We start from the raw sequence: 15,460 nt of genomic DNA, 5'->3' as shown, positions 1-15,460 counted from the left end.
AAATTAAAGTCCAAAACGGTACTGTAAACTTGCCAACACTTGGGTGCGAGAGCCTAAGAAACCACATTCTGCTCTAAACATAAAGTGCTTGTTGTACTGATATTGAGAACCAATAATAAAGTTCCACATATCTTTTGGTCTTTTTTGAAGAGAATATTGTACAGAAGAATCTGCACCTCTTGCTAGAGCATTATCCAGAGTGCCTAAGATATTGCCTGCACTTTCCAAAGCGCGATTTGCCGTATTGTGTTTCGCGACATTTGCAGGTTTTTTTTGTTCAGCAGGTGTTAAACTATCCCACCAGTTGTCAACTTTTGTTTGGTTTTCGGCCACTTTGGCAAGACCATCATCTACTTTTTGCTGTGCATTATCAAGATTAATGAAGTCCGATAAAGGAAGATCACCATTGGTATCTCCTGCAATATGCACTCTAAAACCTCCAACCCATATCGCTACATTTTCATCTGGTTTGTTAAACTTAAAGGTTTTACCTAATCTTGGTCCAAAAATATAAGAAAATGCAGGTTTGTCAAGCGAACTAATATCGGTCCAAGCCATATTCATATCAAGAGCAAGCCACCCTCCGCCAATACCAACTGTTGGAGTCATACCAAGACCAAATGTTGTAGCGTCAAAATTTGCTCTAGTGCTAAAAGAAGTAATTTGCGACCAGTTATTATCGGCATCCGGAATCCAGATTCCGGCATTAATTTTGGTTGCTGTGTTGGCTTTACCAAAAATCCCATATATATTTAAGAAAGGCAGAAGCCAAATATCGGGTCTAATCGTTACGGCAGTAGCTTCTACAGACGATTTGTCAAATCGAACAATTTCGTCTAGATTATATTTAGGGCCGTTATTAAAACCGACTTCCAAGTTGTTGATTACAATTTCTGAGTCCTGCCAGAACCAGTTTACAGATAAACCGGCCGAATAAGGAAGTTTATAACCTTTTTGAGCCACCTTCTCTCCCCAAATAGGAAGAGCATAAGGGTATTCTTCTACTTTAAGACTGTCTTTTAAGGGTTGATTTTTTTCTCCTACAATTTTATCGGTATAAACTTGTCCGAATATTTGAATGCTGAAAAATAATAAAGAGGCTGATATTAGTGTCTTACATTTCATTGATTAGAGTATTTTAAAATTAATTAATAACTGCGAAAAATAAATGGTACTAATGTGCGTGAAGAATTCTCTGCTTATTTTTTTTGGCTTATAGAAAATGTTTTTAAAAGTTAAATCTGGGACTTAAAGAATTGTTAATTATTGTTAAAGTTAACGAAATTTTCTTACCTCCAACAAAATTTTTGAAGAAAATAAAAAAACTATTAAAATAATTTTCAGACCCTTAGCAAGTCTATTATTTTTAAGATTATCAATATCGTTATGTAGGAAAACTAAAAATAAATCGTAATTTTACAGTCGTGAAATGGATAGCAATCATATTATCAATTTACCTCTTGGCACTTTCCAATATGCCCTGTGCAGATATGGAAGTCAACAGTGCAATGCATAAAACGGCTCAGTTTGCTTCAGAAGACAATCATTCGCATGATAAGGCCAATGATTTATGTTCTCCATTCTGTGTCTGCAATTGTTGCGGAGCGCAGGTTTTAAGCTACCATTCTGCTGTAAGTTTTGAATTCCCTAAAGCTTACAATCAAATCTCAATTTCTTTACCAAGTTATAATTCTGTTTTTATTTCCGATTTCTGCGGAAGTATTTGGCAACCCCCTCAGATAGCATAATGATTATGCCCATTTCAAGATTTTGAAAATGGGTGAGAGCGTTGTGGACTTTCCACACATTTACAGACAATTTAATTGTCTAATTTCTCACGTCATTATAGATTCAAATGTTAGATAAAATCATACAGTTTAGTATACGAAACAAATTCGTTATACTATTATTTACCCTTGTGCTTATTGCCTGGGGAAGCTATTCGCTTAAAAATTTACCTTTAGATGCTCTGCCAGATGTGACCAATAATCAAGTGCAGATTATTACAACTGCACCGACATTGGCAAGTCAAGAAGTCGAGCAATTAATTACATATCCATTAGAAAGAGCTGTAAAAACAGTTCCTCATGTAATAGAACTTCGCAGCATTTCCCGTTTTGGGTTATCTGTCGTAACCGTTGTTTTTGAAGACGATGTCGATATTTACTGGGCGCGCGAACAGATATTTCAACGCTTAAAACAAGCCGAAGAAAACATTCCAGATTATGTAAACTCTCCTGAACTAGCGCCAATTTCTACAGGTCTTGGAGAAATTTACCAATACGATGTGTATGCCAAAAAAGGCTACGAAAACAAATATAGTGCGATCGAATTGCGAACCATTCAAGATTGGATTATTATCCCTCAATTGCAGGGAATTAAAGGCGTTGCCGAAGTAAGTTCTTGGGGCGGAAAATTGAAACAATTCGAAATTGCCGTAAATCCGAATATATTAAATAGCCTTGGTGTTACGATTACCGAAATTTTTGATGCTTTAGAAAAAAACAATCAAAATACAGGAGGCGCTTATATTGAGAAAGACCAATATACCTATTTCATTCGCGGTGTCGGAATGGCAAAAGGCATAAAAGACCTTGAAAATGTAGTAGTAAAAAACCGAAACGGTTCGCCTGTTTTGGTTCGAAATGTAGCGCAGGTGCGTGAAGGCATAGCATTGCGTTACGGAGCATCGACAAAAGATGGAAAAGGAGAAATTGTTTCAGGATTGGTTTTGATGCTGAAGGGAGAAAATTCTAGCGCCGTTGTAAATCGTGTTCACGAAAAAATGGCACAAATCAATAAAAGCCTTCCCGAAGGAGTTGTTGCAGAACCCTTTATTGACAGAGGAAAATTGGTAGACAATTCGATTAAAACCGTTGCCAAGAATTTGTTAGAAGGAGCTTTAATCGTAATTTTTGTCTTGATTCTGTTTTTAGGAAATCTTCGTGCAGGATTAATCGTCGCTTCAGTTATTCCGTTAGCGATGCTTTTTGCAGTGATTTTAATGAATGCCTTTGGCGTAAGCGGAAACCTAATGAGTCTTGGCGCGATAGATTTCGGAATTATTGTTGACGGAGCCGTCATTATCGTCGAAGCCACTATGCATCATCTGCAGAAATTCAAAAACAAAAAAGAATTAACGCAAGAAGAAATGGACGAAGAAGTCTATAATTCGGCTTCGAAAATTAGAAATAGTGCCGCTTTTGGTGAGATTATTATACTAATAGTATATCTGCCAATTCTAGCTTTAATTGGAACCGAAGGAAAAATGTTTAAACCAATGGCTATGACGGTTGGTTTTGCCATTATCGGTGCCTTTATTCTTTCACTGACCTATATTCCAATGATGAGCGCTTTGTTTCTTTCGAAAAAAACAGAACACAAAGAAAATTTCAGCGACCGCATGATTGCTTGGTTAGAAAGCCGCTACACGCCGTTATTGAAAAAAGCTCTAGAATTTAAAAAAGTTGTGCTTTCTGTTGCCATTGGATTATTCGCTTTAGCGTTTTTCATTTTCCAAAATATGGGAGGCGAATTTATACCAACAATCGAAGAAGGCGATTTAGCAATTAACGCCACCATTATGACAGGAAGTTCGCTTTCGCAGATGGTTGAAACAACGACCAAATACGAGCAGATCCTGAAAGCTAAATTTCCTGAAATAAAAACTATCGTAAGCAAAATTGGAAGCGGGGAAATTCCGACCGACCCAATGCCGATTGAAAGCGGAGACTTGATTATTGTTCTAAAAGACAAGAAAGAATGGAAAGGCAAATACCGCAATTGGGAAGAAATTGCCAATGCCATGAAAAAGGAAATGGAAATTATTCCAGGAGCCAATATTGAAATTTCTCAGCCCATTCAAATGCGTTTTAACGAATTAATGACGGGAAGCCGATCTGATATTGCAATCAAAATTTTTGGTGACGATTTGGAGATTCTAGATGCAAAAGCGACCGAATTGATTTCGAAAATAAAAGGAATCGACGGAATCGGTGATTTAAAAGCAGATAAAATAACAGGATTACCGCAAATTACAATTAAATACGATTACGATAAAATTGCGCTTTACGGACTGAATATTTCAGACATCAACCAAATTATTCGTTCGTCTTTTGCAGGCGAAGTTGCTGGAAAGATTTACGACGAAAGCAAACGATTTGATGTTGTCGTAAGAATGGATGAAAACAATCGAGGCGATATTACCGATGTAAGCAATTTGTTTATTCCGCTTCCGAGTGGTCAGCAAGTGCCGCTTTCTCAAGTTGCTTCGGTAGAATATGAACAAGGTCCTGTGCAGGTTATCCGCGAAGACGGAAAACGAAGAATCACCGTTGGATTAAACGTTCGAGGAAGGGATATTAAAAGTGTGGTAGAAGAAATTCAGGCAAAACTAGACAAAAGTTTCAAACTTCCTGCGGGTTATTATGTAACCTATGGCGGACAGTTTCAGAATCTGATTGAAGCTTCACAAAGACTTTCGGTTGCCTTACCAATAGCTTTAGGGCTGATTTTAGTCTTGCTGTATTTCACTTTTAAAAGCGCCAAACAAGCACTGCTAATTTTTAGTGCGATTCCGTTATCCGCTATTGGAGGTGTTTTTGCGCTTTCGCTAAGAGGAATGCCATTTAGTATTTCGGCTGGAATTGGTTTTATTGCCTTATTCGGAATTGCCGTTTTAAACGGAATTGTACTGATTTCGTATTTCAATCAATTAAAAACAGAAGGCGTTTCAGATGCGTTTCAAAGAGTTATTATCGGAACTAAAACGCGTTTGCGTCCTGTTTTAATGACCGCTGCCGTAGCTTCATTAGGATTTCTGCCAATGGCATTGTCCACAAGCGGCGGAGCAGAAGTGCAGAAACCTTTAGCCACAGTAGTTATAGGCGGATTACTCTCAGCGACTTTATTAACCTTAATCGTTTTACCGATTTTGTATTTATTGCTTGAGCATGGATTTAACCGCAAGGAGAAATTAGTAAATGAGAAAATATGATAATTAGATAATTTATTACTGCGTGTAAAAAATAATTTCTCTCGCTCCCGATAGCTATCGGGACAGCAGATCTGGCAGATTAATTTAAAAAGAAAAATAGCTGCTTAATCTTTAAAATCTGCGAGAGACAAAAAAAATTTTCACGTAGATCTAAACAGATCGAAGCAGATTTAATATTGATTTATAAATTATAATCTGCGTTTATCAGCTTAAATCTTTTAAATCTGCGTGAAACAAAAAATATAAAAATGAAAAATTCAATATATAAAAATCAATCGAAAAAGCTTTGCTCCCGATGGCTATCGGGATTGCGGTTAAGTGCATTCCTATTAGCAAGCACTATAACATTTGCCCAGCAATCAATAAGCTTAGAAAAAGCAATAGAATTGGCCAAATCAAACAACATCGACTTAAAAATAGCCGATAAAGAAATAGAAAAACAAACTGTTCTTAAAAAAGCAGCTTTTCAGCCCGATCCGCTTCAGGTGCAGTATCAAGGCGGTCAGTTTAATAGTGCCGATTACGATCATAATGTTTCGGTACAGCAGTTTTTTCCGTTAGGAAACATCACAAAAGCCAATCGACAATTGCAGGAAGAACTGGCAAAACTGGCTGAAAAACGAAAAGCTTTGTCTTCGTATGAAATCGAAAAAGCTGTGACATTGGCCTATTATCAATATTTGTATGGCGTTTCGATTCAGAAACTCAATTCAGAATTGAATGATATTTACACGAAATTCCTAAAGAATGCTGAACTGCGTTTTAAAACAGGTGAAAGCGGAAACATTGAAGTCATTAGCGCTAAAGCCAAAGTAAAAGAAATTGAAACGCAGAAAGCGCAGTTAGAATACGATTTGTCTATTTATCAGAAACAATTGCAGTTTTTCATTCAAACAGACCAAAATATTGTTCCTGATTCTAATACCGCTTTACAATACACTTTTATAGAAAATCAGGATCATACAAAAGCCGAGACTTTGATGACCGATTTGTATCAGCAGCAAATTTCGGTTTATCAAAAAGAAGCAGGAACATTTAAAGCTTTACGCACGCCAAAAGTAGGTTTAGGTTATTTTGCGCAAACGATAAATAAGGAATCTCTTTTTCAAGGTTTTACGACAGGATTGCAGATTCCGTTATTTGGAGGCGTTAATACAACCAAAGCCAAAGCGGCTGAAATTAGTGTTTCGCAATCACAATTGGCTTTAGACAAGAACAAAATAATGTTGAATCTGCAAAAAGAAGAATTGCAGAATAATTTTCAAAAACAGCAGAAAAACTTAGCGTATTTCCAGAACGAAGGTTTGCATTACGCCGATCAGATTATCGAAACTGCCCAGAAAAGTTACGCCAATGGCGATATGAGTTATTGGTCGTATATCAGTTTTTTAAATCAAGCAATTGATATTAAAAAACAATTTGCAGAGGCAACGCACAGCTACAATCAAAGCGCGATCGAACTTCAATTTCCAACCATCAAAAACAATTAAAAATGAAAAATATATTTGATAATAGTTTAACCGCAAAGAACGCAAAGGAATTTTCGCAAAGAGCGCAAAGTTTAATTTCCCTGTGTGCTTTGCGCTTTGTCCTTGCGTGCCTTGCGGTTATTTTCATAACAAGTTGTAATGAAAAGAAAACCGAAGAGCCACAAGAAGAAGAAAAAGAAACAACAGAAGTTGCTTTAACTGCTTCTCAATACAAAACTGTAGGTATTGAAACAGGAATTGTAGAAAACCGAAACCTGAATAAAATCATTAAGGCAAACGGCTATACTACAGTTCCTCCGCAAAATTCTGCTGAGGTTTCGACGTTGATTGGCGGAACGGTAAAGGATATTTTTGTTTTGGAAGGAACCTATGTCAACAAAGGAAAAGTTTTGGCAACCATTCAAAATCTAGAAGTTATCGGAATGCAGGAAGATTACCAATCGGCTGTGGCGAATGTAGAATATCTGCAATTGGAATACAACCGCCAGAAAACGCTGAGCGACGAAAATGTGAATCCGAGAAAGACTTTTCAGGAAGTAAAAGCTAAGCTAGCAGCTGAAAGAGCGCGTGCCCAGGCCGCAAAAAACAAGTTGGATGCTTTACATGTTAATACAAAAGGAACAACATCAGTCGTGCCAATTGTTTCGCCAATAAACGGTTTTGTAGGGAAAATCAATATTGCGAAAGGTGCTTTTGCAAATACAGAAGTTTCGCTTTTTGAAGTGGTCGACAATAGTCAGATGCATTTGGACTTGAATGTGTACGAGAAAGATTTAGGTTCTATTTCAATAGGCCAAGTAATTGACTTTGTGTTAACGAATCAGTCCAATAAATCGATTAAAGGAAAGATTTTCGGAATCAATAAATCTTTTTCTAACGAAAGTAAAACGGTTGCCGTACACGCCAAAATTGATCCAGCTGATGCCAAAGGATTGATTCCGGGAATGTACGTTTCGGCAAATATCAATATTGTGAATGCAACAGTTCCGGCATTACCAAAAGACGCAGTGGTGAAAAATGCTGATAAATATTTCGTTTTTGTAAAAGAAGAAGAACGTGCAGCAGAAAAACACGAAGATAAAGCAGGAGAAAAAGAAGAAGCTCACGAAGAGGAAATTCATTTTAAAGCTGTAGAAGTGGTTCCTGGCACAACCGATTTAGGTTTTACAGAAGTGAAATTTGTTCACGATGTTCCTGCCAATGCTAAAATTGTTACAAAAGGTGCATTTTATCTGCTTTCTGCAATGAAAGGCGGGGGAGAGCATACGCATTGATTTTTTTGAAGGTGCTGAGGTTCTAAGTTGCTAAGATGCTTAGTTTTTTTGCTGGAGTCAAATATGCTCGCAAAGGCTCAGAGTCGCAAAGTTTTTGAATGCCTCCAGCTAAAGCTGGAGGCAATTGAAAAAGAAATTTTGTACACTCCAAAAATTATCGGAATAGAAGGTTTGAAATGATTTTATTTCACGCAGATTTTGCAAATTTTAGCAGATTTAATTTAAAATTATCTGCATAATCAGCTTAAATCTTTTTTAATCTGCGTGAAACAAAAAAACTTTGCGTCTTCGTGTCTTTGTGGCAAAAAAAACGATACAAAATGCTTAAATTTAGAGAATATTTTAAACATAGTTTCACTAAACTTGAAACATCAAACGTGAAACTTTAAAAGTTAAAAAAGTTATCCATGATACATCAAGATAAAGAAATAAAAAACACAAAAAATAAAGCCAAACCGTCTTGCAGCTGTTCACATGACGAACCTGTGCATTCTGAAAATGATGAGCACGATCATGGGGGACATGACCATGAACACAATGCCGGAGAGGGTCTTTTTAAACTATTTCTACCATCAATTATATCCTTTTTACTGCTGATTATCGGAATTGGTTTTGATAATTATTTTCCGCAAGAATGGTTTACTGGGTATGTTAGAATTGTGTGGTATGCTATTGCCTATCTTCCTGTTGGGCTTCCAGTTCTTCGTGAAGCTTACGAAAGCATTATGAAAGGAGATATTTTCTCAGAGTTTTTCCTCATGTGCATCGCCACAATTGGAGCTTTTGCTATTGGCGAATATCCTGAAGGTGTTGCCGTAATGTTGTTTTATACCATTGGAGAAACCTTCCAGGGAATGGCGGTTAACAGAGCAAAAACTAGCATTAAAAAGCTATTGGATCAGCGCCCAGATGAGGTGCATATTTTAGAAAATAACGTTGCAGTAAAAGTCAAAGCCAAAGACGTTCAGATCGGGGCCATTATTCAGCTAAAAGCTGGAGAAAAATTAGGTTTGGATGGTGAATTACTATCAGATTCAGCGTTTGTAAATACGGCAGCGCTGACAGGAGAAAGCAAACCAGCGACGAAAAAGAAAGGAGACACTGTTTTAGCAGGAATGATAAACGGAAGCACCATTATTGAAGTAAAAGTTACAACAGCTTATAGCGATAGTAAATTGTCTAAAATTTTGGAATTGGTGCAAAATGCCACGGCAAAAAAAGCGCCTGCCGAATTGTTTATTAGAAAGTTTGCTAAAATCTATACGCCAATTGTAGTGTATTTGGCAATTGCCATTTGTTTGATTCCTATGCTTTTTGTAGACAATTACGTTTTTACAGATTGGCTATATAGAGCTTTGGTTTTCTTGGTTATTTCTTGTCCTTGTGCGTTAGTTATCAGTATTCCGTTGGGATATTTTGGAGGAATTGGCGCTGCAAGCCGAAACGGAATCTTGTTTAAAGGCAGTAATTTCCTTGATAGTATTTCGACAATCCAGAATGTAGTGGTAGACAAAACAGGAACAATGACCGAAGGCGTTTTTAAAGTCCAAGAAGTCATCATAAAGCCTGAATTTAATAAAGAGGAAATCTTAAAACTGGTTAATGTTTTAGAGAATAAAAGTTCACATCCTGTGGCAACTGCTATTCATAATTATGTTGGACCAATTGATTCTTCGGTAGAATTGAAAGATATTGAGGAAATTTCGGGACACGGATTAAAAGCTATACATAACGGAAAAGAACTGCATGTAGGTAATTTTAAATTGTTGGATAAATTCAATATTTCATATGATATAGATCCTTCCACAATAGTTTATACTACCATCGCAATTGCTTACGAAAGCAAATTTTCAGGTTATTTGACTATTGCCGATGAAATTAAAGAAGATGCCAAGGAAACAGTTTCTAAACTAAAATCTTTAGGGGTAAAACTGACCATGTTAAGCGGCGATAAATCAAATGTAGTTCAGTTTGTGGCTGATAAACTAGGAATCTCTCAAGCTTTTGGCGATCTGCTTCCAGAAGATAAAGTCAATAAAGTCAACGAAATTAAAGCTAAAAACGAAACGATTGCTTTTGTTGGAGATGGTGTAAACGATGCGCCTGTAATTGCGTTGAGTACGGTCGGAATTGCAATGGGAGGTTTAGGAAGCGATGCCACAATCGAAACTGCTGATATTGTAATTCAAGATGACAAACCAAGTAAAATTGCAATGGCAATTAATATCGGAAAACAAACTAAAAAGATTGTCTGGCAGAATATTACATTGGCTTTTGTCGTAAAAGCTTTTGTCTTAATTCTTGGCGCAGGCGGACTAGCCACGATGTGGGAAGCTGTTTTTGCCGATGTTGGAGTAGCGCTTTTAGCGATTTTAAATGCAGTAAGGATTCAGAGAATGAAGTTTTAGCAAACTAGTCTAAAGTTTAGATAAAAAAATCCCCTAAATCTGCTAAATCTGCGAGAGATTATTTTTCTCGCAGATTTAGCAGATTCGGCAGATTTAGAATTAAAATTTTAGCTCAATAATATTTTCATCATTTTCAGCGATATTTTCACTGGATTACTTTCAGAAGGAATTTGGGTAGGATACCAATTTCGAGTTGGCTGAACCAGAATCAATAAACCTTCGTGGTCGCCAATGGCGGCAAACTTATCTGTATTTGTATTTTGAGAAAAGAAATGAAGTCCGTGCTCTTCAATTAATTGATTTCCTAGTTGTAACGGACTTTCGGTAACAATTCCGATTTCGCTTATGCTTAAAATAGAAGCAGAGTTGAATTCGCCAACTTGTTCGTTATTTAGATCATGTCGGGCAATGAATTCGAGTAGATTTCCGTTGTGATCGAAGAAATAAATAGAATGCGCATTCCAGTTTTCAAAATGAGTGACTACACTTTTATCTTCCAAAACAATTAGTTCCACTCTGTCTTTACACCATTGAATAGCTTCTTCAAGCTGATTTTCAGGAATATTAAAAGCAAAATGATATATCGAATTAAAACTAGGATCTTCAACAAATTTTAAAATGGAAGTTCCGGCTTGAAACGTAATTGATTTTTGGTCATTTTCTAGAATGAAAAGCCCAAAAATGTTTTGATAAAATGCTTTTGTTTTTTGAATATCGTTTGTTTTGATTTCTATCTGATCTATTCTCATAACTGTATTTTTTATAAAAGAAAAGCTTCTTTTGCGTGATAGACAAATTTAATAAAGACCAATAACACCAAGACTCCAGCGGTATTTTATCTATCAATAAAAGGATAATAAATGATTATCGATTGGCATTAAATGGCATCTCTAAATAGTTTATTAAAGTTATAAAAAGACAAATCGGTTTTGCTGCAAGATTATCGAAAAATCTTTCCATATTATAATTTACAACTTTAAATTGTATTAAATCTTCTTTTGACTTTGTTTTCGAATAAAAAAGCCCATTTCTGAAAAAGAAATGGGCCTAATAGATTTGCAGATTTTGGGGCAAATGCAAATCATCAACTAAATTATTTCGGCATTTCTGGAATTATAATTCTTCGTGTTGGTGTGCTTAAAGTTTCAATAAAAGCTAATAAATCGCTAATTTCTTCTTTGTTCAAGTCTAGTTTTCTTAGCATTGGATCTGCTTTTGGAATCAAGGTGTCTCTAGCTGTCCCTAAATATCTTTTTTGAACAGGAGACGGATTCCCTAGATTGTAAAATTCTACAACATCCAATAAAGTTGGAAAATGTCCGTGATGCATCCATGGTCTCGTATTTGCGACTTCTCGAAGCGTTGGCGTTCTAAATTTGCCAATATCTTTTACCTCTTTCGTCACATTATAACGTCCGAAATCTTCATTTTTGGTTCCGAATAAAGTCTGTCCGTCATTATGGAACTGATTATCGCTGAAATAAGGCGTATTGTGGCAATTGATGCATTGGGCTTTAGTTCTAAACAAATGCATTCCTTTCACCTGCTGATCGGTATAAATATCTGATTTTCCACTTACAAACTGATCAAATTTACTTTTCGGACTATTGATGGATCTTTCGAAAGTGGCAATGGCATACTGAATTCGCTCTAAAGTCACTTTTTTATCTCCAAAAGCATCTGTAAATAACGAATTATAGCCTTTTATTGTAGCGATTCTGTCAACAGCAATTGTTAGTTTTTCATTCATTTCTAACGGATCTTGAACAGGAAATTGCGCTTGATCTTCTAAACTTGAAGCACGCCCATCCCAAAATAAGGAAGTTGCATAAGCCGAGTTTAAAATCGTCATCGAATTGCGTTTTCCTGTTTGGCGGTCGTGGCCAAAAGAACGCGTTAAGTTATCTGTCCATCCCAATTCTGGATTGTGGCACGACGCGCAAGCAATTTGTCCGCTTTTAGATAATCTCGGATCAAAAAACAGAATCTTTCCCAGACTTTCTTTTTCTTTAGAATACGGATTATAATCAGGATAAGGAACCGCAGGAAGCTCTCCAATATCCTGAAATTTAGATTTGTCTACATTTTCATGTAATTCTGCAGAAGGCCATTTAGAAGAATCGCCGCTGGAATACAGTTTTCGTAATTCCTGAATATCGATGTAATCAGGGCCTTCCATGCTTTTATAAGCCGTTAAGCTGAGCAGGAAAAAGATTGGAATGATTAGTTTTTTCAATTCTTTTATGTTTTACGTTTTTCTTGATTTTGTTTTAAGTTTCATGTTTCAGGTTTCAAGTTTCAAGTTATTGCGAGACGTGAAACTTGAAACCTGAAACATTAAACTTTTTTAAAGTGTAACTTCTTTAGGGCACGGAATGCTTAACGCTGAAGGTTTTGGGTACGTTCTGTTATTGTACATTCTGTATTGCGTAGAAACAGTTCCTCCAAAAAGTTTCTCGTTTGTTAGTTTTAATTCAAATGAAATTTCAAATAAACCATTGCTGATTTCTTTGTACGTTCCTTCGCCAGAAATAGCGATTACGTGTGTATTTGTTGCGCTCGATCCGATTGTAATATCCTGCGGAATTACCAAAACAGTTCCTTCTGTTTTGCTGTTTCCGTTGGCAGGGAAAAATTCTAAAGCTGAGGTAATATTAAATCCTGGTGATATTGCAGCCGAACTACTTTCGTTAGAAAACCATCTTTTTAGACCGAAAGAATTTACAGTATTAGTTCCGCTGGCAACATTAAATCCGATCTTGAAAGCATCATGATAAACGTCATCGTTTGGGTTTGCTGTTCCTTTGTCGCTGTAAAGTATCGCATTCTCATTGTCTTTCGTTACTATTATAGGGAAAGTTAAAGCATTGAATGTCTGCCAAGAACAAGCTCCATTGTTGTTAAACCAGTGTTCTCCATATGTTAGATAAAATGCATTGGTTGGATCTGTAAATTTCGAAGCAGGGTAAGCCTTAACGTCTCTTGCTGATTTAATAGGTTTTACAATGGTTAAACTGATGTTTCCTGATGCAACATAATTAGGAGTATTGATAAGGGTTATTTTGCTTTCGTAACGCGCATCATCATTTTGTAAATCTTCTAAAAGAGTCAAATGATAGGTTATGGAACTTCTGTTATCTCCATAATCATCATGAGTCAAAGAATATTCGAAACCATTTTGGAACTTAAAAATAGGATTGGTTTCTATTTCAGAAGGAATAAACCCGTTCGGGAAATTTACTTTAAAATCAACTTTTTCGCCCACTTCGCCTTTTACAACAAATTGATTTATAGGGAAAGTATAATTTGTTGTGACTTGTCCCAAATTAATTGTAAAAATGTTATTTGGTGCTGCAGTATTTAGATTTCCAATATGAATATTAGGATCTGATGTATTTTCTAATTTTAGTGTAATAGATTGTTTGTCTTTCCATCTTTGATCAAAAGAAACGAAAATAGTATCGGTTAATTTGTTGCCTTGAAAAAGTAATTCTGTTTCTGGCTTTACGGTAAAAGTATCAAGGCTTCCAGATGTGGTTGCACTGAAAGAAGCTGTAACTGGAGTTTTTAAGGTTGAAGATGTTAAAGTAACAGGAACCTTTAATATTTTAACCGATTTATTTTCATATTCAGCTAATGTTAGCGCCGTTGTATTGACACTTGGATATTCTAAAGGAACACCATTGTTTGTCATGAAATTAAATCGAATATAAGGATCAATATTTTTAGAGTCCAATCTATAATCATCTTTAGAACAAGATGAAAATACGATTACAGCTAAGCTTAATGCGGATATAATTTTAGTACGATTCATTTTGTTTTAAATTTGTATTTAAGTTGATATTACTGCGCGGTATTGGCAAGATGTATTTTGGAGACGGATAAGTCACACTGCAAGCAGATGAAATACAGCCATCATTTCTAGAAACATCTTTTTTATTTCTAGCTATATCAAAAAACAAATGCCCTTCAAAACAAAACTCTTTTCTTCGTTCTAGGAGCAATGCTTCCAAAATATTGCTGTTGTCTGTTAATAATGTGGCTTTTGCTCGTGCTCTTATGGTATTAATATCAGTTCTTGCTTGATCTACGTTATTTAAACCAATAGCAGCTTCGGCACGAATTAGATATTGTTCGCTTAATCTAAAAGCGACGTAACCTGGATTATCCTGATATTTTTTTGTGAAATTGTAGTTTAATGGTACTAATTGCAGATTTACAATTGTCCCAATTGATTTGGTTAAAAACAACTGTTTTCTAATATCGTTGCTTTCGTATAAATAAATCAAATCATTAGATGCAGAATAATAGCCATAGTTTGAATTAGTTGTATATCCGTATGCACTAGCCATTGTTAAGCTTGCATTTCCTTCGTTGTTTCTTCGAACCGTGAATTCTAATAAAATTTCTGATATTGGAAGATCTGGCTGTTCCCATTGTGCAACATAATTTTCTGATACAGTTAAAACTACTCCCGAATTTGAAATAATATCATTTGCGGTGTCATAGGCATTTTTCCAATCTTTTTTGTATAAATAAACTCTTGATAATAAAGCTTTTGTATTTACTTTGTTAAAATAAGAATAAGTTGGTCCGCTTATTAAGGTATTGTCTGTATATAAATCTAAAGCAGTTTTAATATCATTAATGATTAAAGTATAGGTATTGGCAACAGTTTCTCTAGCTGGATAGGTAAGTTTTTCATTTGTAGATGCTTTGCTGTAAACAATTCCAAGATGAGAAGCATCGGCTGTAAAACCATAATTTTGCGAGTAAACTTGGCTTAGCAAAAAATGAGTATAAGCTCTAATAGTTAAGGCTTCTGCTTTAATTTGGTTTTTCTCCTCTATTGTCGCATCTGGCAAGGCATCGGTAAATTCTAGCAATAAATTAGCTTGATTAATAATGCCATAGCTATTTGCATAAAAAGAAGCCAAATTCGATTCTTCGGCTCTATCATCAAAAGAGTATATTCCTGCGGTATTATCTCTAATAGAAATAGTACCAGTATTTGTACTAGAACTAGTTGCACCAATGGTAGGAGTAAATTTTATATTTCCACCCTGCAAGTCGGCATAAGTTGCGTAAGGAGCAAATCGCATAAGTTCTTCAAGCTCTCCATAAAGTCCTGACATTGCCTGAAGTAAGCCTTTTTTATTTTCTAATTGTTCTGTTATAGAAACTTTTGTGCCTGGCTCTTGTTCAAGAAAATCACTACAGCTTTGCATCAAAAAAATAAAGGCTAGTAGGAAAGCGAATCTTAATATATTGGGATGTTTAAAATGTTTCATT

Annotated in this window: 10 protein-coding genes; 5 read left to right on the top strand and 5 right to left on the bottom strand. The window is 35.7% G+C overall.

Annotated features, from left to right (window positions below):
* Positions 1–3: 3 nt before the first annotated feature.
* A complete protein-coding gene (locus J7574_RS13110) occupies positions 4–1,125 on the bottom strand; it encodes a hypothetical protein (protein WP_290968955.1) in 1,122 nt (373 codons plus the stop codon).
* 299 nt (positions 1,126–1,424) lie between these two features.
* Here J7574_RS13110 and J7574_RS13105 point away from each other — a divergent pair, with 299 nt between their 5' ends.
* The 5 genes from J7574_RS13105 (at position 1,425) to J7574_RS13085 (ending at position 10,168) form a co-directional block, all read left to right on the top strand.
* Positions 1,425–1,748 carry a DUF6660 family protein gene (locus J7574_RS13105; protein ID WP_290968952.1) on the top strand — a complete coding sequence of 108 codons (324 nt, stop codon included), beginning with the start codon at positions 1,425–1,427 and terminating at the stop codon, positions 1,746–1,748.
* A 107-nt stretch (positions 1,749–1,855) separates the two neighbouring features.
* Entirely contained in the window at positions 1,856–4,996 is a 3,141-nt protein-coding gene (locus J7574_RS13100) for a CusA/CzcA family heavy metal efflux RND transporter (protein ID WP_290968949.1), read from the top strand.
* 248 nt (positions 4,997–5,244) lie between these two features.
* Positions 5,245–6,486 carry a TolC family protein gene (locus J7574_RS13095; RefSeq protein ID WP_290968946.1) on the top strand — a complete coding sequence of 414 codons (1,242 nt, stop codon included), beginning with the start codon at positions 5,245–5,247 and terminating at the stop codon, positions 6,484–6,486.
* A 2-nt stretch (positions 6,487–6,488) separates the two neighbouring features.
* Positions 6,489–7,760, top strand: a complete 1,272-nt coding sequence (locus tag J7574_RS13090) for an efflux RND transporter periplasmic adaptor subunit (protein ID WP_290968943.1) — start codon at positions 6,489–6,491, stop codon at positions 7,758–7,760.
* Positions 7,761–8,167: 407 nt separating this feature from the next.
* Positions 8,168–10,168, top strand: a complete 2,001-nt coding sequence (locus J7574_RS13085; RefSeq protein ID WP_290968940.1) for a heavy metal translocating P-type ATPase — start codon at positions 8,168–8,170, stop codon at positions 10,166–10,168.
* Between the two features lie 107 nt (positions 10,169–10,275).
* Here J7574_RS13085 and J7574_RS13080 read toward each other — a convergent pair whose 3' ends face one another.
* The 4 genes from J7574_RS13080 to J7574_RS13065 all read right to left on the bottom strand — a co-directional run bounded on the left by J7574_RS13080 (position 10,276) and on the right by J7574_RS13065 (position 15,459).
* Positions 10,276–10,917: a VOC family protein gene (locus J7574_RS13080; protein WP_290968938.1), complete on the bottom strand. Its 642-nt coding sequence runs from the start codon at positions 10,915–10,917 to the stop codon at positions 10,276–10,278.
* A gap of 344 nt (positions 10,918–11,261) precedes the next feature.
* Positions 11,262–12,404, bottom strand: a complete 1,143-nt coding sequence (locus J7574_RS13075) for a cytochrome c peroxidase (RefSeq protein WP_290968936.1) — start codon at positions 12,402–12,404, stop codon at positions 11,262–11,264.
* A gap of 111 nt (positions 12,405–12,515) precedes the next feature.
* Positions 12,516–13,982, bottom strand: a complete 1,467-nt coding sequence (locus J7574_RS13070) for a hypothetical protein (RefSeq protein WP_290968933.1) — start codon at positions 13,980–13,982, stop codon at positions 12,516–12,518.
* Entirely contained in the window at positions 13,969–15,459 is a 1,491-nt protein-coding gene (locus J7574_RS13065) for a RagB/SusD family nutrient uptake outer membrane protein (RefSeq protein WP_290968931.1), read from the bottom strand. Before J7574_RS13065 ends, J7574_RS13070 begins: the two co-directional genes overlap by 14 nt.
* Position 15,460: the final 1 nt, after the last annotated feature.

It is taken from the genome of Flavobacterium sp., assembly GCF_017744675.1.
In the GTDB taxonomy this organism is placed as follows: Bacteria; Bacteroidota; Bacteroidia; order Flavobacteriales; family Flavobacteriaceae; genus Flavobacterium.
The sequence above is the reverse complement of the archived record's forward strand: the minus strand, read 5'-3'. Positions and strand labels throughout refer to the sequence as shown.